At 48.9% G+C, this 23,861-nt stretch carries 25 protein-coding genes and 3 tRNA genes; 19 read left to right on the top strand and 9 right to left on the bottom strand.

What is annotated here, in order from left to right:
• Window positions 1-357 precede the first annotated feature (357 nt).
• Window positions 358-1,179 (top strand): posphoenolpyruvate synthetase regulatory kinase/phosphorylase PpsR, encoded by an 822-nt coding sequence (gene ppsR, locus ACTHSP_RS07435; RefSeq protein ID WP_049352599.1) that lies wholly within the window; start codon window positions 358-360, stop codon window positions 1,177-1,179.
• A gap of 55 nt (window positions 1,180-1,234) precedes the next feature.
• Here ppsR and dcd read toward each other — a convergent pair whose 3' ends face one another.
• From dcd to ACTHSP_RS07415, 4 genes are all read right to left on the bottom strand, one after another.
• Window positions 1,235-1,801 (bottom strand): dCTP deaminase, encoded by a 567-nt coding sequence (gene dcd / locus ACTHSP_RS07430; protein ID WP_003680541.1) that lies wholly within the window; start codon window positions 1,799-1,801, stop codon window positions 1,235-1,237.
• 125 nt (window positions 1,802-1,926) lie between these two features.
• Window positions 1,927-2,358 (bottom strand): MORN repeat family protein, encoded by a 432-nt coding sequence (locus ACTHSP_RS07425; protein ID WP_049329146.1) that lies wholly within the window; start codon window positions 2,356-2,358, stop codon window positions 1,927-1,929.
• Window positions 2,359-2,380: 22 nt separating this feature from the next.
• The gene (locus ACTHSP_RS07420; RefSeq protein WP_049352601.1) at window positions 2,381-3,163 is read right to left on the bottom strand and encodes an ADP-ribosylglycohydrolase family protein; all 783 of its coding nucleotides are present in this window, start codon (window positions 3,161-3,163) and stop codon (window positions 2,381-2,383) included.
• Between the two features lie 78 nt (window positions 3,164-3,241).
• Window positions 3,242-4,141 (bottom strand): recombination-associated protein RdgC, encoded by a 900-nt coding sequence (locus ACTHSP_RS07415; RefSeq protein WP_049352603.1) that lies wholly within the window; start codon window positions 4,139-4,141, stop codon window positions 3,242-3,244.
• Window positions 4,142-4,274: 133 nt separating this feature from the next.
• Between ACTHSP_RS07415 and ACTHSP_RS07410 the strand changes: the two genes are divergently transcribed.
• Window positions 4,275-4,350, top strand: a tRNA-Glu gene (locus ACTHSP_RS07410).
• Window positions 4,351-4,475: 125 nt separating this feature from the next.
• Window positions 4,476-5,771 carry a serine--tRNA ligase gene (serS, locus tag ACTHSP_RS07405; protein ID WP_049352604.1) on the top strand — a complete coding sequence of 432 codons (1,296 nt, stop codon included), beginning with the start codon at window positions 4,476-4,478 and terminating at the stop codon, window positions 5,769-5,771.
• A gap of 66 nt (window positions 5,772-5,837) precedes the next feature.
• Here the strand turns inward: serS and ACTHSP_RS07400 are convergent, their stop codons facing one another.
• From ACTHSP_RS07400 to ACTHSP_RS07390, 3 genes are all read right to left on the bottom strand, one after another.
• Window positions 5,838-6,077, bottom strand: a complete 240-nt coding sequence (locus tag ACTHSP_RS07400; protein WP_049329150.1) for a putative hemolysin — start codon at window positions 6,075-6,077, stop codon at window positions 5,838-5,840.
• A 130-nt stretch (window positions 6,078-6,207) separates the two neighbouring features.
• Window positions 6,208-7,011 carry a basic amino acid ABC transporter substrate-binding protein gene (locus ACTHSP_RS07395; RefSeq protein WP_049352606.1) on the bottom strand — a complete coding sequence of 268 codons (804 nt, stop codon included), beginning with the start codon at window positions 7,009-7,011 and terminating at the stop codon, window positions 6,208-6,210.
• A gap of 76 nt (window positions 7,012-7,087) precedes the next feature.
• Complete coding sequence (locus tag ACTHSP_RS07390; protein ID WP_003680526.1) at window positions 7,088-7,339, bottom strand: NGO1151 family protein; 252 nt, start codon at window positions 7,337-7,339, stop codon at window positions 7,088-7,090.
• Window positions 7,340-7,501: 162 nt separating this feature from the next.
• Between ACTHSP_RS07390 and ACTHSP_RS07385 the strand changes: the two genes are divergently transcribed.
• The 4 genes from ACTHSP_RS07385 to ACTHSP_RS07370 all read left to right on the top strand — a co-directional run bounded on the left by ACTHSP_RS07385 (window position 7,502) and on the right by ACTHSP_RS07370 (window position 10,562).
• Entirely contained in the window at window positions 7,502-8,302 is an 801-nt protein-coding gene (locus ACTHSP_RS07385; RefSeq protein ID WP_049352607.1) for a hypothetical protein, read from the top strand.
• A 162-nt stretch (window positions 8,303-8,464) separates the two neighbouring features.
• Window positions 8,465-8,986 carry a DUF3465 domain-containing protein gene (locus ACTHSP_RS07380; protein ID WP_049352609.1) on the top strand — a complete coding sequence of 174 codons (522 nt, stop codon included), beginning with the start codon at window positions 8,465-8,467 and terminating at the stop codon, window positions 8,984-8,986.
• Between the two features lie 113 nt (window positions 8,987-9,099).
• On the top strand, window positions 9,100-10,269 hold the full coding sequence (gene metZ / locus ACTHSP_RS07375) for an O-succinylhomoserine sulfhydrylase (protein ID WP_440345888.1): 1,170 nt from the start codon (window positions 9,100-9,102) through the stop codon (window positions 10,267-10,269).
• A gap of 86 nt (window positions 10,270-10,355) precedes the next feature.
• Window positions 10,356-10,562, top strand: a complete 207-nt coding sequence (locus ACTHSP_RS07370) for a DUF2788 domain-containing protein (RefSeq protein ID WP_003680520.1) — start codon at window positions 10,356-10,358, stop codon at window positions 10,560-10,562.
• A gap of 65 nt (window positions 10,563-10,627) precedes the next feature.
• Here ACTHSP_RS07370 and ACTHSP_RS07365 read toward each other — a convergent pair whose 3' ends face one another.
• Window positions 10,628-11,419 (bottom strand): Cof-type HAD-IIB family hydrolase, encoded by a 792-nt coding sequence (locus ACTHSP_RS07365; RefSeq protein WP_049352613.1) that lies wholly within the window; start codon window positions 11,417-11,419, stop codon window positions 10,628-10,630.
• Window positions 11,420-11,615: 196 nt separating this feature from the next.
• Complete coding sequence (locus tag ACTHSP_RS07360) at window positions 11,616-13,007, bottom strand: 3'-5' exonuclease family protein (protein WP_049352615.1); 1,392 nt, start codon at window positions 13,005-13,007, stop codon at window positions 11,616-11,618.
• 115 nt (window positions 13,008-13,122) lie between these two features.
• Here ACTHSP_RS07360 and ACTHSP_RS07355 point away from each other — a divergent pair.
• The 12 genes from ACTHSP_RS07355 (at window position 13,123) to ubiA (ending at window position 23,619) form a co-directional block, all read left to right on the top strand.
• Window positions 13,123-13,199 (top strand) — tRNA-Arg (locus ACTHSP_RS07355).
• Between the two features lie 12 nt (window positions 13,200-13,211).
• Window positions 13,212-13,286 (top strand) — tRNA-Glu (locus ACTHSP_RS07350).
• Between the two features lie 168 nt (window positions 13,287-13,454).
• Window positions 13,455-15,680, top strand: coding sequence for a DNA internalization-related competence protein ComEC/Rec2 (locus ACTHSP_RS07345; RefSeq protein WP_049351422.1), 2,226 nt, complete (start codon window positions 13,455-13,457; stop codon window positions 15,678-15,680).
• Window positions 15,681-15,983: 303 nt separating this feature from the next.
• A complete protein-coding gene (locus ACTHSP_RS07340; RefSeq protein ID WP_049351423.1) occupies window positions 15,984-16,604 on the top strand; it encodes a phosphoribosylanthranilate isomerase in 621 nt (206 codons plus the stop codon).
• Between the two features lie 36 nt (window positions 16,605-16,640).
• A complete protein-coding gene (locus ACTHSP_RS07335) occupies window positions 16,641-17,243 on the top strand; it encodes a DNA glycosylase (protein ID WP_440345887.1) in 603 nt (200 codons plus the stop codon).
• 4 nt (window positions 17,244-17,247) lie between these two features.
• Entirely contained in the window at window positions 17,248-17,658 is a 411-nt protein-coding gene (locus ACTHSP_RS07330) for a hypothetical protein (protein ID WP_049351424.1), read from the top strand.
• Between the two features lie 111 nt (window positions 17,659-17,769).
• Window positions 17,770-18,972, top strand: coding sequence for a tryptophan synthase subunit beta (gene trpB, locus ACTHSP_RS07325; RefSeq protein WP_049328500.1), 1,203 nt, complete (start codon window positions 17,770-17,772; stop codon window positions 18,970-18,972).
• 194 nt (window positions 18,973-19,166) lie between these two features.
• Window positions 19,167-20,072, top strand: a complete 906-nt coding sequence (locus tag ACTHSP_RS07320; protein ID WP_440345886.1) for a DMT family transporter — start codon at window positions 19,167-19,169, stop codon at window positions 20,070-20,072.
• A 52-nt stretch (window positions 20,073-20,124) separates the two neighbouring features.
• Window positions 20,125-21,414: an adenosylmethionine--8-amino-7-oxononanoate transaminase gene (gene bioA / locus ACTHSP_RS07315; RefSeq protein WP_440345885.1), complete on the top strand. Its 1,290-nt coding sequence runs from the start codon at window positions 20,125-20,127 to the stop codon at window positions 21,412-21,414.
• A complete protein-coding gene (bioD, locus tag ACTHSP_RS07310; RefSeq protein WP_049351426.1) occupies window positions 21,411-22,067 on the top strand; it encodes a dethiobiotin synthase in 657 nt (218 codons plus the stop codon). The genes bioA and bioD overlap by 4 nt, the downstream gene beginning before the upstream one ends.
• Entirely contained in the window at window positions 22,057-22,551 is a 495-nt protein-coding gene (locus ACTHSP_RS07305) for a chorismate--pyruvate lyase family protein (protein WP_049351427.1), read from the top strand. The genes bioD and ACTHSP_RS07305 overlap by 11 nt, the downstream gene beginning before the upstream one ends.
• 228 nt (window positions 22,552-22,779) lie before the next feature.
• On the top strand, window positions 22,780-23,619 hold the full coding sequence (ubiA, locus tag ACTHSP_RS07300) for a 4-hydroxybenzoate octaprenyltransferase (protein ID WP_371464513.1): 840 nt from the start codon (window positions 22,780-22,782) through the stop codon (window positions 23,617-23,619).
• The last annotated feature ends 242 nt before the right edge of the window (window positions 23,620-23,861 follow it).

Raw genomic sequence — 23,861 nt, 5'->3', positions numbered from 1 at the left:
AGCCATTCGTTTGATGGCTGTCATGTGTTTTATCTTTTTAAAAATCACAAATTCGTCTGTGATATTGTGCTTTTCAGACGTGTAGCCCTCTGAAATGTGAATATCAGATTCATGTTTTTACGTGTTATCTTCTTGTTAAATATGGAAAACAAAATAAGTTAATAAATTTAAGAATCGAAATTTATTTTGCAAATGTGGAATATAATTCCAATAAATCTAAAAAAATAAAATTTTATTCTAATTTAAAATTTGTTCAAATTTGTTGTAATCCTGTGTAATCTACCGGGAATCGCTTTATTGCAAAGGCTGTAACTGCTATGATTGCCGTCTGAAATGTTACCCTCAGAAGGATTCACTATGACAGCTCCACGCCAAGTCTTCTATATTTCCGACCGCACCGGTCTGACCGCCGAAAATATCGGTGAAGCCCTGTTGAACCAATTCGGCAATGTCGAGTTCAAGCGCCATGTTTATCCATTTATCGATACGTCTGAAAAAGCGTTGGCCGTAGTGGATGAGGTCAATAAGACAGCCGAACAGTTTGGCGATCGTCCGATTGCTTTTGTCAGCGTGGTAAATGATGCAATCCGTGAAATCATCAAAAAATCCAATGCATTCCATATTGATTTCTTTGAAACGTTCTTGGGTTTGCTGGAAAAAGAATTGAATGTTGAAGCAACGATTGCCGAACGAGGCCATCATAGTATCGGCAATACCAAGCGTTACGATGCGCGTATGGAAGCAGTGAACTTCTCGCTCAACCATGATGACGGTGTCAGCGATAAAAACCTGCAGGAAGCGGATGTGATTTTGATGGGTGTGTCCCGTTCGGGTAAAACGCCAACCTGTCTCTATCTGGCTCTGCAATACGGTATCCGCGCCGCAAACTATCCATTGATTCCCGATGACTTGGAATCAACCGATTTGCCGCGTATGGTCAAACCTTATAAAGATAAGCTGTTCGGCTTGACCATTCAGCCTGAGCGTCTGCAGGCTATCCGTCAGGAGCGCCGTCCTAATTCGACCTATGCCAAAATCGATACTTGCCGCAGCGAGATTGCTGATGCGCAAAATATGTTCAAACGCCACGGAGTGCCGTTTACCAATACAACGGATAAATCTGTGGAAGAACTCGCCGTTCATATCTTGCAGGCTTGCAAGCTGAAACGCCGTTTCTAAATGAAATGATAAAAGGCCGTCTGAAACTTCAGACGGCCTTTTATCATTTTGTATATTAAGTCTTAGGCAGGGTAACACCGGTTTGACCCATGTATTTGCCGTTGCGGTCTTTGTATGAAGTTTCGCAGACTTCATCGCTTTCAAAGAACAAGACTTGGGCCACGCCTTCGCCTGCATAAATTTTGGCAGGCAAGGGGGTGGTGTTGGAAAACTCAAGCGTAACGTAGCCTTCCCACTCGGGCTCGAACGGGGTAACGTTGACGATAATGCCGCAGCGAGCGTAAGTGGACTTGCCTAAGCAGACGGTCAGGACGTTGCGCGGGATGCGGAAATATTCGACTGTGCGCGCCAGTGCAAAGGAGTTGGGCGGAATGATGCAGCAGTCGTCTTCGACGGTAACGAAGTTTTTCGGGTCGAAGTTTTTCGGGTCAACGATGGTGCTGTTGATATTGGTGAAGATTTTAAATTCATTGGCACAGCGGATGTCGTAGCCGTAGCTGGATGTGCCGTAGGAAATGATGCGTTGGCCGTTGGCCTCTTTGATTTGGTTGGGCTCGAACGGCTCAATCATGCCGTGTTCTTCGGCCATGCGGCGTATCCATTTGTCGGATTTAATGCTCATGGTGGTTGTCCTGGGGTGAGGGTTGTTTGGAAATTCTTTAAAATCAACACAACAGCCTTTAGGCAGGCTTGTTAATTGATGTTTCAGACGGCCTGAAATATGGATAAGGCCGTCTGAAAGGGTATTTATTTGGCTTTTGAAGCAGATTTTTTAGGCAGTTTGACTTCTTTAATCATACCGTCTTCGCATTTCATGATGAAGACGGGTGTGCCGTTTTGAGAAGCGGTAAAGTTTCCGTGCGCCTTGCCTTTTTTGAACATGCCTTCCAGTGTCATATTGCGCAATTTGGCGCTATTGGAGGAGAAAGGTTCGATAAAGGTTTCGCGGTTGCCGGAAACGGTATATGCGCCTTTGCCGTCAAATTTGCCGTTTTTAAATGTGCCGACATAACTGCGGCCGTCTTGGCATTTCCATGTACCTTTACCAGACGGTTTGCCGTCTTTGCCGACATCGCCATCATAAGCGCAACCTTTTTCCTGATAAGGATTGATGGTTTCGGCAATGGCAGGCGTACCCAGCATGAAGGCGATAGGGAGTAGGGCGAGGTATTTCATCATTCATTCCTTTTTGCAGGCGGTTTCAGACGGCCTGATATTGGGATTCAAAAGTCAGCAGGGTTTCAGCAATACGGCGTGGCAATATGGCTAAAGCGTGTTCGCGCATGGCGGTAGGGATACCATGGTAGGCTTCGGCAATACTGCCGGTAATGGCTGCCAAGGTGTCACTGTCTCCACCCAGGGAAACTGCCAGTCGGATGGCATGTTCAAAATCATCGCTTTCAAGAAAGGCGGTAATCGCTTGAGGTACGGTTTCCTGACAGCTTTCGTTGAAATGATAATACGGGCGGATTTGGTCGCAACTTTGGCTCAAGTCGTAGCCGAATTGTCGTGTAATGTTTTCTTTGATTTGCGCTTTGCCTATACCGGTACGCGCCCAAAAGATGGCGGCGGCTACGGCTTGCGCACCTTTAATGCCTTCTGGGTGGTTGTGCGTCACGATGGCGGATTGTTCGGCAAAATGCAGGGTTTCTTCCAATGTGGCAAATGCCCAACCAACGGCAGAAACACGCATGGCCGAGCCGTTGCCCCAGCTATTATAAGGTTCTGGATCTTTCCATTCTATCCATTGTGAGAAGCGGCCGCCATATGCGCCTTTCGGACAGGGATATGCCCTACACCAGCCTTGCAAAATAGAGGCCAAATTATCGTTACAACCTTGTAAAACCCAATCGGAAATGGCAACAGTGCAAATCGTGTCATCGGTAAAGTCGCTGTCGGGGCTGAAAATGTCAAAATCGGTATGACGGTAGTTGTCAAACTCGAATCGTGATCCGGCAATATCGCCAATGACTGCGCCCAACATCATGACATCCTTTCTGATACTTCTATTTATATTTCAGACGGCCTTTGATATTTCCCAATCAAAAGGCCGTCTGAAAAATTATTCTTGCCAGCCGCCCAAATAAGAAACCAGTTCTTCCAACATGGTGCTGATGGCTTCGGTCATCAGGATTTGCGAGGCAAAGGCGAGGCTGGCGGCATCGTCGCCGTTGCTTTCGGCTTCTTCTTGCAAAACGTCCAGATACTGGATGCGTTTGAGCGTAAAGTCTTGGGTAAGGATGAACGCAATTTGTTCGCGCCATACCAAGCCCAGTTGGGTAACGGTTTTGCCGTTTTTGACGTGTTGTACCACTTCATCGGCAGTTAGGTCTTGTTTGGAAACTTTGACGACCGGAACAACATCACCCACGCCTTTGAGTTCGCAATCGCAGTCCAATTCAAAACCGCCTTCGCAGTGACCTTGCAGCAGCCAGCTGGTCATCAGGGAGGAGGGCGATTGTTTGGTGTTGGGCAGTGCTGCTTCCAAACCGCCCAAGGCTTCGCGCAGTTTGGTCAGGATATTTTCCGCTTTGGCAGATGCGGCATTGTTGACCAAAAGATAACCGTGGCGTGTGTCGAAAATCGCCTGTGTGCGGCTGCTGCGCGTAAAGGCACGGGGTAGAAGGTCGTCAGTAATCTGTTCTTTCAGCTCTTGTTTTTCCTTACGGCCGACATTGCGCGCTTCGTTGTTTTGGATTTCCAAAACCTTTTCATCCAAAATATCGCGGATGACGCCGGCAGGCAGGACTTTTTCTTCTTTTTTCAGAGCAACGCGCCAAGTGTAATCGGCAGGGAAAACCAGCTCGGGCGAAAAGGAAACCGGCGTGGCAAAGCCTTCGCTAAACCAGTCCAAACCCTGACAATGGGCAAATTCGGATTGCGCCAATTTGTCGGCAAGAACTTCCAATTCGGGCAATTTGTCTTTGTTGAGCGGATAAAAACTGATTTGCTTAAACCACATGGCGAGTTTTCCTTTTTATTAAAACCGGCATTATACAGGGAAAATAACATACGGAAATCGGCAGTATCTTTAAAAATGCAGTAAAGGCGTTGACAGAAGAAAAGGGTTTCTGTATAGTTCGCGCTTCGGTTACGCGCCCATCGTCTAGAGGCCTAGGACACTGCCCTTTCACGGCGGCAACCGGGGTTCGAATCCCCGTGGGCGTGCCAAAATTCTTAAAAAACGCTCCTGCTTTTTGCAGGGGCGTTTTTTGTTTTCAGACGGCCTGTCGCTGTGAAAATATCTTTAAATTGGTTTACAATAATGCCATTCTGAATCTTAACGAGAGAAAACAATGTTAGACATCCAATTGCTCCGCAGCAATACCGCCGCAGTTGCCGAACGTTTGGCCACCCGCGGTTACGAGTTTGATACCGCGCGTTTCAACGCTTTGGAAGAACAACGCAAAGCCGTTCAAGTGAAAACAGAAGAGTTGCAGGCTTCACGCAACAGTATTTCCAAACAAATCGGTGCGTTGAAAGGACAGGGCAAACACGAAGAGGCTCAAGCTGCAATGGATCAGGTTGCTCAAATCAAAGTGGATTTGGAGCAGGCGGCCGCTGATTTGGATGCCGTTCAGAAAGAATTGGACGCATGGTTGTTGACCATTCCAAACTTACCGCATGAAAGCGTACCTGCCGGTAAAGATGAAACTGAAAACGTTGAAGTCCGCAAAGTCGGCACGCCGCGCGAATTTGACTTTGAAATCAAAGACCATGTTGATTTGGGCGAGCCTTTGGGCTTGGATTTTGAAGGCGGTGCGAAGCTGTCCGGCGCGCGCTTTACCGTGATGAAAGGCCAAATCGCCCGTCTGCATCGCGCTTTGGCTCAGTTCATGCTGGATACGCACACGCTGAAACACGGCTATACCGAACATTACACGCCTTACATCGTGGACGATCTGACCCTGCAAGGTACGGGCCAACTGCCTAAATTTGCAGAAGATTTGTTCCACGTTACCCGCGGCGGTGATGAGAGTAAGAAAACGCAATATCTGATTCCGACCGCAGAAGTGACGCTGACCAATACCGTTGCCGACAGCATCGTGGCAGGCAGCGATTTGCCGTTGAAATTAACTGCGCATTCCCCATGTTTCCGCTCCGAAGCGGGCGCATACGGCAAAGACGTGCGCGGCCTGATTCGCCAGCACCAATTCGACAAAGTGGAAATGGTGCAAATCGTTCATCCGGAAAAATCATACGAAGCGCTGGAAGAAATGGTCGGACACGCTGAAAATATTTTGAAAGCGTTGGAACTGCCATACCGCGTGATCACTTTGTGTACCGGCGACATGGGCTTTGGCGCAACCAAAACCTACGACTTGGAAGTTTGGGTTCCTGCGCAAAATACCTACCGCGAAATTTCCAGCTGCTCCAACTGCGAAGATTTCCAAGCACGTCGCATGAAAGCGCGTTTCAAAGATGAAAACGGTAAAAACCGTTTGGTGCATACTTTGAACGGCTCAGGCTTGGCGGTCGGCCGTACTTTGGTGGCAGTATTGGAAAACCATCAAAATGCCGACGGCAGTATTAATGTTCCTGCTGCGTTGCAACCGTATATGGGCGGCGTGACCAAACTGGAAGTAAAATAATCGCTGTTTAAAAGAAAATGCCGTCTGAAACTTGGGTTCAGACGGCCTTTTTTTATGATTGAACAATTATTTGTTGTGTTGACGGAAATATTCCCATTCTTCGACAACAGTACCGTCAGGCAAGTGGCACACACCGTATTCGCCACCGTCTTTGTCTTTTTTGATTTCGGATTTGCCGCCTTGTTTGACGCAGAATTCAGAAGCCGGATTGGCCACGCCGACGTTAGGAGATTCTTGTTTTTCTGAAGCGGAGCAGGCGGCCAAAGCGGTTGCGGCAGCGAGGCTGAGGATGATGGGTTTGATCATGGTGTGTCTTTCATTTGAAAGATAAAAACAAGCGGATTATAGGGGGTGCTTGCGTTTAATGGCGTTAACCAGATTAAAGGCCGTCTGAAAAGTTTTCAGACGGCCTTGAGTTTAAGAAGTCATACCGGAATTATTTGGCTGCTTCGGCTTTTTCGCCTTCTTTAGCAAAGTATTTGGCGTAAATTTTGTCGTATTCGCCACTTTCGCGTACTTTTTTCAGCGCATCGTTCAACATTTTGATGGTTGCTTCGTCGCCTTTGCGTGCAGCGATGCCGTAGTTTTCGATGGTGAAGTCAGGCAGGGAGATGAAATCCAAGCCTTTAGTCGGGTTGTTTTTCACATAGTTGGCAATGACTGCGCTGTCGCTGACTACGGAATCCAGACCGCCGTTTTCCAATTCTTTAATAATCAGGGGAACGCTTTCAAAGCGGGCGATTTTCGGATTGTCGTTGCCCAAGAGTTTGGAAACGGAGAAGTCGCCGGTGTAGCCGGTTACCACGCCGACTTTGGCCATGTTTTTCAGGTCTTCGGAAGAGGTCACTTTTTTGCCTTTTGGAACGAGGACAACTTGGGTGATTTCAAAGTATGGATCGCTGAAGAGCATGCTTTGTTTGCGGTCGTCAGTGATGGTTACGCCGGACATAACGATGTCGACGTCGCCGTTGTTCAGAGAAGGGAAGAGGCTTTCCCATGGCTGGTGTTTGAATTCGACTTTGAAGTTGCCGGCTTTAGCCATGGCGTTCATCAAGTCAACGTCAAAACCTTCCACTTTGCCTGCAGAATCCAAAGATTCAAATGGGGCAAACTCGGCATTGGAGCCGACACGGTACACTTTATCGGCAGGAGCAGAGGCATTGTTGCTTTGACCGCCGCAGGCAGTCAGGGCAAGGGCGGAACAAGCGAGGGCAGTGGCCAGCCATTTTTTCATGTTCATGATATGTGCTTTCTTAATAAAATGTTAACGGATAAAGTCTTAGTTTAGCATAATTTTGTGAACAAACTAGCTGAAATTAGTGGTCTTTTTCTCGGAAAAATGCGTAGGTTACGTCATGGAAGAGGTCGGTGTGCGGACTGTCTTCATAGCTTAATTCCGCCAACGCGTCTTCAAAGGCAAGCTGGATGGATTCTACGGCATCGTTGGCCATGTCGGAGGGCAGGGAGCGGATAAGGCCTTTGAGTGCGGTGGCGAGGACGTGGTTTTGCATACGCAAAGCGTCGTTGGCCTCTTCCAAATATTCGAGGCGTTGTTCGATGCTGCTCATGATGTATCCTTGGGTATTAAATAAAATAGTGATTATATAGCGAATTAATATTAAAATGTGACGCTTGCACCGGCTTGCCGGATATGTCCAACCATCGGCCGTATTTCAAGTGATTTTAGGTTTGAATGCGGTTCACAATAAAAATGAAAAAACGAGATTATTATGGAAAACAACCGTCTTGACCCCACAGCCCTCGAGGAAGAAGACCTGAATTGGGAAAAACGCCTGGAAAGATTGCGTCAGGCACGACAATTTAATACTGCGCCGACTCATGCACCATTGGTCAAAAAATCGGACGAAGCTGTCGAAGCTGCGCCCAAAACCGCACCTAAAAAAGAATATAAGTTGGATGCTGACAATCGTGAAAAAGTATTGGAAGAGTATTTGTACCGTTGGCAGCTGGAACACAATACTGCCCTTGCCGACGAGGGCGAAGCAGTGGAAACCGATGCGATGGTAGTTTTGCAGGACAACTGGTTGAGCGCGCAATCGGCATTGCAGGCCGCGGCTTCAGAGCGTCATATCGAATCAACCCGCACCGTCAGACTGAATCCGAAATCAGGTGCCGTAGATTTTGATGTGCCTGAAGTGGAAGAAACTGAAAAACCGGAAAATGATGATGCGGAAGCGGATGAAGAGGCGGTTTCAGACGGCCTTGAACAAGAACCGGCCATCAATGTCCATATCAATGTATTGAACCCGCAAGCGATCGGCCGTCGGGAGGTATTCTGCGTTTCTGAAAAAGATTTGACCGAGCGTCTGATTAAGCGTTTGCGCCCCCATGTGGCCGATGCGGTCAACGGCATGATTCGGATTGCCGTGCAAAAACAAATGGCCTTGTTCACTTACCAGTTGCAGCAAATGCTGAACGAGCAGGCGCCGGGCTTGGTGGAGGATGTATTGGAACACAACGTCAAACGCATTTTGGACGATATGAAGACTGAAATGAAATACCGCCGTTGAGTATCCTGGCCGTCTGAAAAGTTTCAGACGGCCTTTGGCGTAAATTTCCCTTAAAATTTTACGAAGCGTGTATAATAGCGGCTCACGTTTTCGTGATAAATATCCTTTCTAAATAGTTGATATGCCCGATGCAGAATCGGGCATTTTTTTTTTGAGATTGTTATGAATAAAAATAAAATCATTGTATTGCTGATTGCTTTGGTTGCCGTATTTGCCTATAACAAAATGCAAAACAAGCAGCCGGTACAATCGCAGAATCAGCAGAAAATAGAAGCTGTTCAAAAACAAAATAATGCGGGCAAAAAGAATGCCGATACGGCTCAGCAGCAAATCGGTTCGGGCAAAGAATCAGCCGAAGCGGTTTTGAAACAGGCGTTTGAAAACGAGCAAAGCGATATTCAGGTTGAGGGCGATGGCACGGTATGGAAAACCCTGCCGGATGACAACAAAGGCACGCGCCATCAACGCTTTATCTTGAAGCTTTCCAGCGGTCAAACGCTTTTGGTGGCGCATAATATCGATTTGGCCGATAAAATCAAAGGCTTGAAAAAAGGTGATAAAGTAGCGTTTTACGGCGAATATGAATGGTCGGAGCAGGGCGGCGTTATCCATTGGACGCATCATGATCCGGCAGGCCGTCATGAAGACGGTTGGCTGAAGCACGGCGGACAGGTTTATCAATAACCGTTCAGACGGCCTCCTGCTTGAAAGATGACAGGAATAAGCGCAAAATGTTAACAAATTAAACAGGCGTATTGTTTACTGCGCCCATCGAAACATACGGTAGATTGAAAAAAATGAGCAAAAAACTTCATCCTCAAACGCTTGCCATCCGCAGTGGCAAAGAGCAAACCGAATATTATGAACACAATCAGGCTCTGTTTTTGACCAGCAGCTTCATGTGGGAAAACGCCCAACATGCGGCTGATTTGTTTTCTAAAAAAATCAAAGGTTTTACTTATACCCGTACGGCCAATCCGACTACTGCTGCCTTTGAAAAACGCATTGCCGCATTGGAGGGCGCAGAGCGCGCGGTGGCCACTTCGACCGGTATGTCCGCGATTCAAGCAGCGTTTTTTACTTTCTTGAAAGCCGGTGATCATGTTATTTCCAGTCGTAGTCTGTTTGGTACGACTGTCGGTTTTATCAATAACATCGTAACTAAGTTCGGCATCGAGGTCAGCCATGTATCGCCGGTTGATGTAGACGAATGGAAAGCGGCAATCAAGCCCAATACCAAACTGTTTTTCTTGGAAACCCCGTCCAACCCTTTGGGCGAAGTGGCCGACTTGGAAGCTTTGGCCGAACTGGCCCACAGCATCGGCGCGCTTTTGGTGGTAGACAACAGCCTCTTGTCGCCCGTCGGTTCGCAGCCTTTGAAACACGGTGCGGATATTTCCGTGTCTTCTGCAACCAAAGCGATTGACGGACACGGTCGCGTGATGGGCGGTGTGTTGGCCGGTTCGGAAGAATTGATGACGCAAGTTGCCGTATATTGCAACTCTTGCGGTTTGGCGATATCTCCGTTTAACGCATGGCAGCTGTTGAGCGGCGTGGAAACCCTGTCGCTGCGTATGGAAAAACAATACGATAATGCGTTAAAAATCGCCCAATGGCTGCAACAACAGCCGCAGGTTCAAGCCGTGTACTACACCGGATTGCCCGACCATCCGCAAGCCGAACTGATCCGTAAACAGCAAAACGGCGGCGGCATCGTCATCGGTTTTGAAGTCGCCGATCAGGAAGCCGCATGGAAAATCGTGGACGGCGTAGAACTCTTTTCCCGTACTGCCAACCTCGGCGACGTGCGCTCAACCATCACCCACCCGTGGACAACGACTCACGGCCGTATGCAGCCTGAAGAAAAACTTGCCGCCAATATCCGCCCGGGATTGGTGCGCCTGTCTGTCGGCTTGGAATACGTTGACGATTTGATTGAAGATTTGAAGCAAGTCTTGAACAAATAAGTTTAAAAAAGATATTTCAGACGGCCTGTTGCGATAAGGCCGTCTGAAGTTTATGAACACACATCTGAATCATACAAGGAAAGAATATGACTGAAGCAGAATTCGCCTCATGGGCAATGAAAATCCTACTGAGCGGCCTGATTATCTTTTTGGGCTTTATCGTTTGGAACTTGGGTAAAGAATCCAAAGCCGGCAAATTCGGCATCGCCATGCTCTTCTTGGTTTTGGGCTTGGGTGTGTTTGGATTCGTATTTAAAGAATTGCTGATTAGCTTTTTGGTATTGCCGAAGTAAGCAGAAAGTTTGTAGATAGAACAAGGCCGTCTGAAAATGTTCAGACGGCCTTTTGATTTGATAATTTAAATGACGCCTAATTCTTGCAAGCCGCGCAATACGCCGTCTTCATCAACACTTGGACAGACGAATTGTGCGACCGCTTTGGCTGCTTCTTCGCCATTGCCCATGGCAACACCAAAGCCGACGGTTGACAGCATTTCCAAGTCGTTGAAGCTGTCGCCGAATGCCATTACTTTGCTCATATCAATGCCCAGTTTTTCCACTGCATGGGCGATGCCGCGTGCTTTTGAACCTTCTTTGCGTAGCAGGTCCACGGCATATTCATGCCAGCGGGTGGTTTTGAAGCCGTGTTGCTGGGTCAGCGGTTGCAGGATTTTTTCTTCTTCCTTGTCCACAAAGACCAACATTTGATAAACAGGCTGTTTACGGAAATATTCTTTGTCCGTCAGGAAGTTGGGCAGGATATGTGATAAGCTTTCGACAACGCGCGGAGAATGGGAGGAAACGGCAATTTCTTGGTTGTTGACGAATGCGTAGTCTATTTTGTGTTGTTCAAGCAGGTTGATGGCGGTTTCGATGTCGGCAATGTCCAAGGGGTAACTTTGCAGGGGTTCACCGCGAAAGGAAATATATTGGCCGTTGATGGTAACGAGCATGTCGATACTACATTCTTGAATCAAGGCTTTGACTTTGGCAGGCATGGCGGCTTCCGGACGGCCGGTGGCAATGGCAGTCAAAATGCCTTTGGCTTTCAATGCGTGCATGGCTTGGGCAACCGAAGGACGCAGGGTATCCGTGTATTTGCGGTAGAGGGTGTCGTCGATGTCAAAGAAGATGATTTCAGGGTTGTTCATGGTTTACTCGTTGGGCTGGGTATACACAGCTTTCATTGAAAATTGTGTGAACAGCTTGTGTATAAATCGGTTTAGTATTTGATTGCTATTATAAAAATAAGTTCTGATTAAAATTTAGGCAGTTTTGTTTTGAGAATAAAGCGGCAAGTTATTCACAATAGGCCGTCTGAAAATTTGGTTTTCAGACGGCCTTGTTTTAAGCAATCAAACGGATATTTTCTTTGTCTTGCCTGAATTTGTTTTTAATCACCAGAGGCAGGTTGCTGTCGAAATACCAGCTTCCATCAGGCAATGCCAACGCGCCGCCGGCGCAGAGCAGGGTGATGCTGTTTCCGGTCAGGGGGTCGGTTTCGGTAATTTCAATTTCGTGCGCTTTGCCCCAATCTGTTACGGGGAGTAGGGCGGCAAGCTCGGTAATGCGTTGGTTTTGATGTTTGATACCGTTTGGCTGGCGGCAGTTGCCATTGCATTTTCCGACGGCCTCGACAGGGCAGGGTTCGCCTTTTGCGTAGCTGGTCGGCAAAATATTGAGAGAATCTGGGCAGAGTTTGTGTTCTTGCGACCATTGCGTCAAAGCACGTTTGGCTGCTTTTTTGTGGGCAAACAAACCGTAAGGACGCCAGTTGCTGGTGCCGCTGTTTAACAAGACAATGCGTGCTTGAAGGCTGCCGTGTTCGTCAGCGATAAAGCGGACGGTAGAAAACGATGTGGACTTTTCAGACGGCATCAGTTGGTATTCCTGCATGGTCTGGGCTTTGAGCCATAATGTATGGAGCTGTCCGACTGCCGGAATAAAACGGATAGAGGCTGCGGCTTTGATGTACGGTGGCAGTTTTTTGCTGTGCAGCAGGGTGGCGGTTTCACTGTATGCGCGTTCGTGTGCTTCAATGGCTTGGGCTTTGCCGAAATGGTCAAGCCAAACCAATACGCCGTAACTGTCGGGCAGGGCATAGAGCTGTTGGGCAAGCGAATCAGGCAACCAAATGGGCAACATTTTCGGATTCATCAATACACGGACGTGTTCGTCCCATTGTTGATGATTTTTTTCTGCCAGACTTAATTCGAGATAATCACACAATGCGGCAACATCGGTCATAGCGCGGTGGCGGTTGGCCGTCTGAATGCCGGTGCGTTCGATAATACTGTCGAGACTGTGTTTGTAAAACTCAGGATACAGGCGGCGCGACAGTTGAACCGTACAGAGGGAGGGTGCGGCAAAGTCAGTATGGATACGGGCAAACTCGTGGCGTAGGAAGGTATAGTCAAAGCGGCTGTTGTGGGCAACAACCACTGCACCTTGCAATAGCGGCAACAAATCGGCTGCAATATCGGCAAAGACGGGCGCGTTTTTCACCGTTTCATCATGAATTCCGGTCAGTCTGGCAACAAATTCGGGAATGCTGCGGCAAGGATTGACCAATTGCTCGTAATGTGTGGCGCGTCCTTGCTCAAAACGAACAAGGGCGACTTCCGTTATCCTGTCTTGATAGAAATTTCCACCAGTCGTCTCCAAATCCACCACGACCACAGGCCGTCCCAAACGGGAAAATGCTTCGGATAAGAGCGGCCAGCGTGCGAAATCTGACATTTTATTCTCTGTAAATTCAATAGCAAGTGCGCATTTTACACGCTGTCTGTAAGTTTTCCAAATAAAACGCTTGACAGTAAATAGCCCTCTCTTTATAATTCAAATCTTTCTTGATGCACCCGTAGCTCAGTTGGATAGAGTATCTGGCTACGAACCAGAGGGTCGGGCGTTCGAATCGCTCCGGGTGCGCCACAGAAAATCTCAGCGCCCATCGTCTAGCGGTTAGGACATCGCCCTTTCACGGCGGTAACCGGGGTTCGATTCCCCGTGGGCGTGCCAGTTTATAAAAAAGCGCAATCTGTTTCGGATTGCGCTTTTTTGCGTCTATCGATTTTGAAATGATTTGAACCTATCTTTTATCTGCTAATGCAGGTTGGCGTTTGTCATAATCTACTAAAAGCATTTATTATTACATATCTAATAATCATAATTTAAGGGAAAACGTTCATGGTGTGGCGGTTTGTGTTGCCTGCTTGGGTGGTGGGGGTAGTGCTTTCATTTGCGTTGCCGTTTGTGCCGTCATGGTGGATTTGGTTGTCTGTAATCATTGTTACGCTTGCGTTGTGTCGAAGATTTGCTGTGGCTTGGTTGGTGCTGGCCGTCTGCATGGGCATGGCGTTTGGAGTGTGGCGGACCGGGCTGGTTTTGGCTGGTCAATGGCCTTTGGGGGAAGCGGTGGCTAAAGTTTTGACGGTTGAAGTGGCGGATATGCCGCGTGATGATGGTCGGCGCGTGCAGTTTGCGGCAAGGGCTTGGGATGATCGTGGGCAGGCTTTTGATTTGATGTTGTCGGATTATCAGCGGCGTGATTGGGCGGTGGGCAGCAGGTGGTCTGTACCGGTGCGGGTAAAGCCGGTGATCGGTGAAGTGAATGTGCGCGGTTTGAACCGTGAAACATGGGCTTTGGCCAATGGTATCGATGGCATGGGTACTTTGGGGCGCGACAGGAAACTCGTGCGGCAAGGTGGCGGTTTCGGTTTGGCTGATATGCGTGATGCGGTCAGCCGGAGTTGGCAGAGAACAGGGGGAAAATATCTTGAGTTTTCAGACGGCATAGGGCTGATGCGTGCTTTGAGTATTGGCGAGCAGTCGGCATTGCGGCCGCCTTTGTGGCAGGCATTCCGTCCTTTGGGACTGACACACTTGGTCAGTATTTCGGGTTTGCATGTGACGATGGTGGCGGTATTGTTTGCTTGGCTGATTAAGCGAATTTTCCGTTATTTGCCGTGGATTCCGGCGAAACCGCGTGTGTGGGTATTGGCCGGCGGTGTTGCCGGTGCTTTACTTTATGCGCTTTTGGCCGGTTTTTCTGTGCCGACGCAACGCAGTGTGTTGATGTTGGCTGCGTTTGCATGGGCATGGTGGCGTGGCAGTGGCGGCTCGGGCTGGACGGCGTGGTGGCAGGCTTTGGCTGTTGTTTTGTTGTTGGATCCGTTGGCTGTATTGGGCGTGGGAACTTGGCTGTCTTTCGGTTTGGTTGCTGCTTTGATTTGGGCTTCATCAGGCCGTCTGAAAGAGTCGGGTTGGCGTTTGGCTGTACGGGGGCAATGGGCGGCAACTGTATTGTCGGTGGTATTGCTAGGCTATTTGTTTGCTTCGTTACCTTTGCTCAGTCCGTTGGTTAATGCGCTGGCTATTCCTTGGTTTTCTTGGGTGTTGACGCCGTTGGCTTTGCTGAGTTCGGTTTTCCCGTTTGAACTTGTTCAGTTGGTAGCGGCATTTTTGGCGGAATATACTTTACGCGGTTTGGTATGGCTGGCTACGGTATCGCCTGAATTTGCCGTCGCAGCAGCGCCTGTGCCTTTGCTGGTGTTGGCGATAATGGCGGCTTTGCTGTTATTGCTGCCTAAAGGAATGGGCTTAAAACCTTGGGCATGTCTGGTTTTATTGGGTTTTGTGTTTTATCATCCTGCCAAGTTGGAGGAGGGAGTGGCAAGAGTTACCGTGATGGATGCAGGGCAAGGTTTGTCGGTATTGATACAAACGCGTAACCGCAATCTTTTGTTTGATACGGGAACGGAACAAGTGGCACAAACAGGTATTGTGCCGAGTTTGAACGCTATGGGTGTGCGCCGTTTGGACAGCCTGATTTTGTCGCACCATGATATTGACCATGACGGTGGTTTTCAAAGTATAGCGGCTGTCGGTACCGATAAGTTGCTTGCCGGACAACCTGAGTTTTATCCGAATGCAGAGTTTTGCCAAGAAGACAAATGGCAATGGGACGGCGTAGATTTCGAGTTGCTCAGGCCGTCTGAAAACTCCGGCAAGGAAGATAACGACCAAAGCTGCGTATTGCGTGTCGTGGCAAACGGCAAAGCCTTGTTGATAACCGGAGATTTGGGCGTGAAGGGCGAGGCCGGTTTGATTGAGAAATACGGCAATGCGCTGTATAGCCAAGTGTTGATATTGGGACATCACGGCAGCAGCACGGCTTCGTCGGGCAGCTTTTTGCATACGGTTTCGCCGCAATATGCCGTGGCATCCAGCGGCTATGCCAATGCCTACAAACATCCGACCATTGCCGTACAAAATCGTGTCCGTGCGCACGGCATTACTTTGTTGAGAACGGATTTGTCAGGCGCGTTGGTGTTTGCTTTGGGACAGGGCGATATATTTCAAGGCCGTCTGAAAAAGGATAAGTTTTATTGGCAGAAGAAACCGTTTGAGTAAAAAGGATCAAAGGTCGTCTGAAAGATTTTTCAGACGGCCTTAATATTTTTTATTAACGGGCATTATCCAAATTTTGTGTGAATCCAATTGTGGATAGTTTGGTTTGATATTTGATAATAAAGAATAAATTAATTTTGATGAAAAAATAGGCAGTTTAAAAATAGGGTAATAATCACAAAGTTATGAGTAATTATCGGCTGATGTTTATTTTAAAGTTTAAGGCCGTCTGAACCTGATATTTCATGTTCAGACGGCCTTAAACTTATATAATATCCGACCTATCTGTTTAAAAAGGCAATCCCCATGAACACCATACGCACCAAAATTTGCGGCATTACCCGACCTGAAGACGCGCTGGCCGCTGCCGAATTGAGCGCGGATGCCATCGGGCTGGTGTTTTACGCCAAGAGTAAACGGGCAGTGAGTATTGAGCAGGCGCAGGCGGTTGTGAAAAACCTGCCGCCGTTTGTATCGGTGGTGGCCTTGTTTGTGAATGAAAACGAGCAAACCATCCGCGAGATTTTGCGTCAGGTGCCGATAGATGTGATTCAGTTTCACGGCGATGAAGACGATGATTTTTGCCGTCGGTTTGACCGCCCGTATTTGAAGGCTGTGCGCGTACAGTCCGCTGCCGATATTCAGACGGCCTGTGCCAAATTTCCGAATGCCCGCGCTTTGCTGTTTGATGCTTATCATCCGACCGAATACGGCGGTACGGGACAAAGTTTCGACTGGACCATGTTGCATGGCAATATCGGCAAACCGTGGATACTTGCCGGCGGATTGACGGCGGAAAACGTTGCTGAAGCGGTAAAAATCAGTGGCGCGGCGGCGGTGGATGTGTCCGGCGGCGTGGAAATCTCCGGCGGGATTAAGAGCAGGGAGAAAATGGCGGCGTTTATTCAAGCAGTAAAGGCCGTCTGAAAATTTGTTTGAATGAAAAACAACCGGAATACAGATATGCAAGAGCCAATCGTTGAGTCCCACCCCTTCGCAGCCTTGTTGCCGCCGCAGGCAACGGTCATGATGATGGGGACGTTTCCGCCTAAAGAAGAAAAACACGCGATGCAGTTTCATTATCCGAATTTTCAAAACGATATGTGGCGTGTGTATGGGCTGGTGTTTTTCGGCGATACGGCGCATTTTCAAAAGCAGGGCGAAAAAGCGTTTGATGCCGATAAAATCAAAGCGTTTTTAAGTGAGAAAGGGATTGCATCCTGTCCGACCGTATTGAAGGCAATACGCGAACATGGCAATGCTTCGGATAAGTTTTTAAAAGTGATAGAAACCGTCGATTTGGCAGCAGTATTGGCGCAAATGCCCGAGTGCCGCCATCTTTGCACCACCGGCGGCAAGGCAACCGAAGTTTTGTTGGAGATTCAAGGCAGCGGTATGAAAATGCCGAAGACGGGTGAAACAGTGCCGTTCCCCTATGCGGGACGTGAGTTGACCCTGACGCGCCTGCCTTCGACTTCGCGTGCCTATCCTTTGAGTTTGGAGAAAAAAGCGGCGGCGTATCGGGCTTTTTTTGAAATGGCTGGATTGACTGTTTTTCAGGAGTAGGACGATGGACCGTTATGACATTTCTTTAATGGTGTTTATGGCTTTGTGGTGGCTTTTTAATGTCGTCTCAGTGTGGCTGAAGGCCAAACAATGGCATATCAAGGTATTGTTGGGCGGAACGCTTTTGTATGTGATACAAATTTCTGCAGTCATTATGTCTGTTAACGGCCTTAATTGGATATTTTTGAACGTAAGCACTATAAATACCAATGAGTTGATTATTGCTTTGCTTGTGTTTAACTTTCTGGGTTGGTGGTTGCTGGCGCTGTGGCTGGGGATGTTGGTATTAAAACTATGCCTGAGAAACAAAAACAAAGAAAAATATATTGCGCCGCCGTTGGGTACGGCATTAGTTGCAACATCGAGCTGTACGCTGTTGTTTCTATTTTGTCTACTGATATTATTATTCAATTAGTTGCCGACAAGATGAATGGAAAACGGCTATAATTGCTGACAATTTTACTTTCAGACGGCCTTGTACTGAATCAGGCCGTCTGGAACCATAAAACGAACAAGGAAAAATCCCATGAAAAATTATTACGCTCCCGACGAGAACGGCTTTTTCGGCGAACACGGCGGCCTGTACGTTTCCGAAACCCTGATTCCGGCATTGCAAGAATTGGCAGAGGCCTATAAAGCAGCGAAAGAAGATCCTTCATTTTGGGAAGAGTTCCGCCATGATTTGAAACACTATGTCGGCCGACCCAGCCCTGTTTACCATGCCGCGCGGTTGTCCGAGCATTTGGGCGGCGCACAAATCTGGCTGAAGCGTGAAGATTTGAACCACACCGGCGCGCACAAAGTGAACAACACCATCGGTCAGGCATTGCTCGCCCGCCGCATGGGCAAAAAACGCGTGATTGCCGAGACCGGCGCGGGTCAGCACGGCGTGGCTTCCGCCACCGTCGCCGCACGCTTCGGCATGACTTGCGACGTGTACATGGGTGCGGACGATATCCAACGTCAAATGCCCAACGTGTTCCGCATGAAATTATTGGGTGCGAACGTGGTCAGCGTGGACAGCGGCAGCCGCACGCTGAAAGACGCGATGAACGAAGCCATGCGTGAATGGGTGGCACGTGTGGACGATACGTTCTACATTATCGGCACCGCCGCCGGTCCTGCGCCGTATCCGGAAATGGTACGCGATTTCCAATGCGTGATCGGCAATGAAGCCAAAGAACAAATGTTGGAAGCCATCGGCCGCCAACCTGATGTTGCCGTTGCCTGCGTGGGAGGCGGCTCCAACGCCATCGGTTTGTTCTACCCTTATATCGAAGAAGAAAACGTGCGCTTGGTCGGCGTAGAAGCCGGCGGTTTGGGTGTGGATACGCCAGACCACGCCGCGCCGATTACCAGCAAAGCCCCCATCGGTGTATTGCACGGTTTCCGCAGCTACCTGATGCAGGACGAAAACGGCCAAGTCTTGGGTACGCACTCTGTTTCCGCAGGCTTGGACTACCCAGGCATCGGCCCGGAACACAGCCATTTGAACGATATCAACCGCGTGGAATATACCGTTGCCAAAGACGATGAAGCACTCGAAGCCTTTGACTTGCTCTGCCGTTTCGAGGGCATTATTCCTGCGCTGGAATCCAGCCATGCCGTTGCTTGGGCGGTGAAAAATGCGCCGAAAATGAGCAAAGATCAAGTGATTTTGGTCAACCTGTCCGGCCGCGGCGACAAAGACATTAATACCGTGGCGAAACTCAAAGGCATTGAGTTGTAAGCCTTATTGATTGAGCAGTAAAGGCCGTCTGAAAAAGCTGGATTTCAGTCTTTCAGACGGCCTTTGTTTCCATAATGATTCAGCGTAGTATTTTATCCGCGCAAACTCTATCAAGTGTCGGCGGCTAAGGAAATTTATCCTTCCAAACCGATCTTGTACGCTTTCTAAACCAATTATTCAAGTTATCCATCACCATGAAACATTTAGCAATCCATCTAAAACTATTGGGCATGGCGGCGTTTTGGGGCGCATCTTGGCCGATGGGGCGGATGCTGGGACAAGCTCTGCCGCCTTTAACGGGCGGTATGCTGCGCTTTTTGACGGCGGCAATCTTGCTTTTGGGCTGGCTGTTTGCACGGTATCGGTTGCGTACTTTGGCGGTTGTATCGCGCAAACAATGGCTTGGATTGGCATTGGCAGCGGCATTCGGCGTATTTGGTTTTACCGTATTGTCTATGCTGGGTTTGCAGCGGATTCCTGCTTCAAGGGCGACGGTATTGGTCACGTTCAATCCTGTGCTGACGATGTTTTTTGCGGCTTTGTTGTTTGGTGAGAAACTCAACGGCAAGATTGTGTCGGGTATGTTGTTGGCAGTGGCAGGCTCGATATGGGCGGTCACTCATGGCGAGATTGCGGCATTTTTGTCGGGTAGCGGCATAGGGTGGGGCGAAGTGCTGGTATTTTGCAGCCTTTGTTGCTTGGTTACTTATACGATGATAGGCAGGGCGGTGTTGCGGGGGATTGATGCGCTGACGGTCACTGTGGCTACTGCTTGGCTGGGTGCAATGATGTTGTTGCCGCCTGCGTTGATTTCAGACGGCCTGCCATTTGGCATGCTTGCTGAAATGGACGGCAGGGGCTGGTTTGCTTTGATTGGCTTGTCTGTCGGGGCAACGGTCTTGAGCTATGCGTGGTATTTTGAAGGCGTGAAGACTTTGGGCGCAGGCAGCGCGGCAGCGTACATTACTTTGGTGCCGGTATTCGGCATTTTGTGTTCCGCTTGGTTTTTGGGCGAAGCATTGCATGTTTCCTTGGTTGCCGGCTGTTTGGCGGCAGTGGGCGGATTGGCGTTGATGCAGTACGGAAGACGTGCCGTCTGAAATAGAAAATATGTTATATAATAATGAAACTGATCAAACCATTGTTTTCAACATGTCTGAACATTCCTCCCTGCTCGATTTTGACCGCGCCCATTTGCTTCATCCCTATACATCCATGACCGACCCGTTGCCTGTTTATCCGGTGCGCCGTGCGGAGGGCGTGCATATTGAATTGGCGGACGGCACGCGGCTGATTGACGGGATGTCGTCTTGGTGGTGTGCGATACACGGCTACAATCATCCTTTTTTAAATCAGGCGGTTGAGGCGCAGATTAAGCAAATGTCTCATGTGATGTTCGGCGGTTTGACGCATGAACCTGCGGTGGAATTGGGCAAGTTGTTGGTCGGGATTTTGCCTCAGGGTCTGGACCGTATTTTTTATGCGGATTCGGGGTCGGTTTCGGTGGAAGTCGCGCTGAAAATGGCGGTGCAATACCAGCAGGCGCGGGGTTTGACCGCGAAGCAGAATATTGCGACGGTGCGGCGCGGGTATCACGGCGATACTTGGAACGCGATGTCCGTCTGCGATCCGGAAACGGGGATGCACCATATTTTCGGCAGCGCCCTGCCGCAGCGTTATTTTGTCGATAATCCGAAAAGCCGTTTCGACGATGAATGGGACGGGGCGGATTTGCAGCCTGCCCGCGCCTTGTTTGAAGCGCATCATGCGGATGTTGCCGCCTTTATTTTGGAACCGGTCGTGCAGGGCGCGGGCGGCATGTATTTTTATCATCCGCAGTATCTTCGCGGATTGCGCGATTTGTGCGACGAATTTGATATCGTGTTGATTTTTGACGAAATCGCCACCGGATTCGGGCGCACGGGCAAGATGTTTGCCTGCGAGCACGCGGAGGTCGTGCCGGATATTATGTGTATCGGCAAGGGCTTGAGCGGCGGCTATATGACGCTGGCGGCGGCAATCACTTCGCAAAAAGTCACCGAAACGATTTCGCGCGGCGAAGCGGGCGTGTTTATGCACGGCCCGACGTTTATGGCGAACCCGCTGGCGTGTGCCGTTGCCTGCGCTTCGGTCAAGCTGCTTTTGTCCCAAGATTGGCAGGCAAATATCCGCCGCATTGAAAGCATCCTGAAAGGTCGTCTGAAAACCGCATGGGACATTCGCGGCGTGAAAGACGTGCGCGTTTTGGGTGCTATTGGGGTGATTGAGTTGGAAAAAGGCGTGGATATGGCGCGTTTTCAAGCGGATTGCGTGGCGCAGGGAATTTGGGTGCGCCCATTCGGCAGGCTGGTGTACCTCATGCCGCCTTACATCATTTCAGACGACCTCTTGACCGAACTTGCCGACAAAACCGTACGAATCTTGAAGGAACACAGCAAATGAAAGGCGTTTACTTCGTCAGCGGCATAGACACGGACATCGGCAAAACCGTCGCCACCGGCGTATTGGCAAAACAATTGTTGCAGCAGGGCAAAAGCGTGATCACGCAAAAGCCCGTGCAAACCGGTTGCCAAAACATCGCCGATGACATCGCCGTCCACCGCAAAATCATGGGCATACCCATGCAGGAAGCCGACAAACAGCGGCTGACCATGCCCGAAATCTTCAGCTATCCCGCTTCGCCTCATCTCGCCGCCCGTCTTGACGGCAGGGCTTTGGACTTGGACAAAATCCGTACCGCTACTCAAGAGTTAGCGACGCAATACGAAATCGTCTTGGTTGAAGGCGCGGGAGGATTGATGGTGCCGCTGACGGAAAATCTGTTAACCATTGATTATATTTGTCAGCAAGGTTATCCCGTCATTCTCGTTACCAGCGGACGGCTCGGCAGCATCAACCACACCCTGCTCAGTTTCGCCGTGCTCAAACAATACGGCATCCAGTTGCACAGCCTGATTTTCAACCATATTCACGACAGCAAAGATGAAACTGTTTCCGGCGATACTTTGGAATATCTTAAAGGCAGTCTGAAAGATGAATTTCCCGAAGCCAAATGGCAGGAGTTGGCCAAGACAGAGGTGTCAGATGGAGCTTGATATACCGCATGGCACGCTTTGTTCACATGCCGAAGCTTCAAGCCTTTTGTCGTCTAAGGTCGGACATCTGCTGACAGTTTCTTCGCTAACCGCCGCTTTACGCGCTTCTGGTAAGGATTTTTCAGTCGAGCCTGTGTATTTGGGTTTGACGAAGGGGGCGGACAATAGCGATGAAATCTTTGTGCGCGATGTTTTGCTCAAACTGGACGGCGAAACAGTGATACAAGCCAGAAGCGCGTGCCGGCCGGATAGCCGTCTATGGACAGAATTATTGGATTGCGGAACGCAGCCTTTGGGCGAGCGCCTGTTTGACGGTACATTGCCGTTGAAACGTTCGGATTTTGAGTTTCTTCGTTTTGAAGATTCCGACCATCCATCTTTCAGACGGCCTGTTACCGCGCGCCGTTCGTATTTCGATTGGAACGGCGAAACATTGGAATTAACAGAATATTTCTTATTGAAATTAATAGATTTATACCGCTAAGGCCGTCTGAAAATAAAACCAATCACCGATGTTTGTCATAATTCTGTTATAATACAATAAATTAAATTGTTAAGATCTGTTTAATTTCAGACGGCAATAAATTATAATAAGAGCTAAGGCTCTAAAAAAGCCTTTCCTTCCGAATCGACACATAAACAACGACACATTACATCAATGAACATACGGCGCTTTTTCCTACAATTTCTACCGCGTTACGCTGTCGGACGGATGGTGATATACGCCAAGCTGATGCGCGTCGACAAACCCATTGGCACACTGCTTTTGCTGTGGCCGACTTATTGGGCATTGTGGATTGCGTCTAAAGGCGTTCCTGACGCGGATATTTTTATTGCCTTTACCGCAGGTACATTTCTGATGCGCAGCGCAGGTTGCGTGGTGAATGACTTTGCCGACCGCAATTTTGACGGCGCAGTAGAGCGCACCAAAAACCGCCCGTTTGCCAAAGGTTTGGTTTCCAAAACCGAAGCGCTGCTTTTGACCGTCATGCTGTGTCTGATGGCGGCTTTATGCTTGGTGCCGCTCAACCGCTTTACTTGGCTGATGAGCCTTCCGGCCTTATTTCTGGCCATCACATATCCCTTTACCAAACGCTTTTTCCCGTTGCCGCAGTTTTATTTAGGACTGGCATTTTCGTTCGGCATTCCCATGGCCTTTGCCGCCGTGCAAGGCCGAGTGCCTCCCGAAGCGTGGTTGATGTTTACCGCCAATGCCTTATGGACGCTGGCTTACGACACGATTTATGCCATGGCGGACAAAGAAGACGATTTGAAAATCGGCATTAAAACTTCGGCAATCACATTTGGCCATCACGATATTACCGCCTCTATGCTTTGCCATTTTTGGTTTACCGTATTGATGGCGGTATTGGGTATCAAAATCGGTGCAACTTGGCCTTATTGGCTGGTATTGCCGGTAACCGTTTATTGGCAGTATCAGCAGTATGCCGCCATCCGTACGCGCGACCGCCAGTTGTGTTTCCAAACGTTTTTAGCCAACAACCGCATCGGTTTGGCGTGGTTTTGCGGATTGGTCTGCCATTATTTCTAGTTGTTTTTGGTTTCCAAACTGTTTTAAAAAACTAGGTTGAGGCCGTCTGAAAAAAGGGAAAAGGGGTATGCCGGACATACCCCTTTTCATTTGAAGTATAGTTTGGCTAGTGATAGGATTTTTATTTTAAATTCTATATAAACAAATAGTTGGATTATTTTTGGCTCGTTAAAAAATATCAAAAACAACATGGAAAATGTTAGCAGGGCGAGTGTAAATTACGCCTTCAGGATTGAGATTTG

This window comes from Neisseria sp. P0001.S005, from assembly GCF_051963715.1.
The sequence above is the reverse complement of the archived record's forward strand: the minus strand, read 5'-3'. Positions and strand labels throughout refer to the sequence as shown.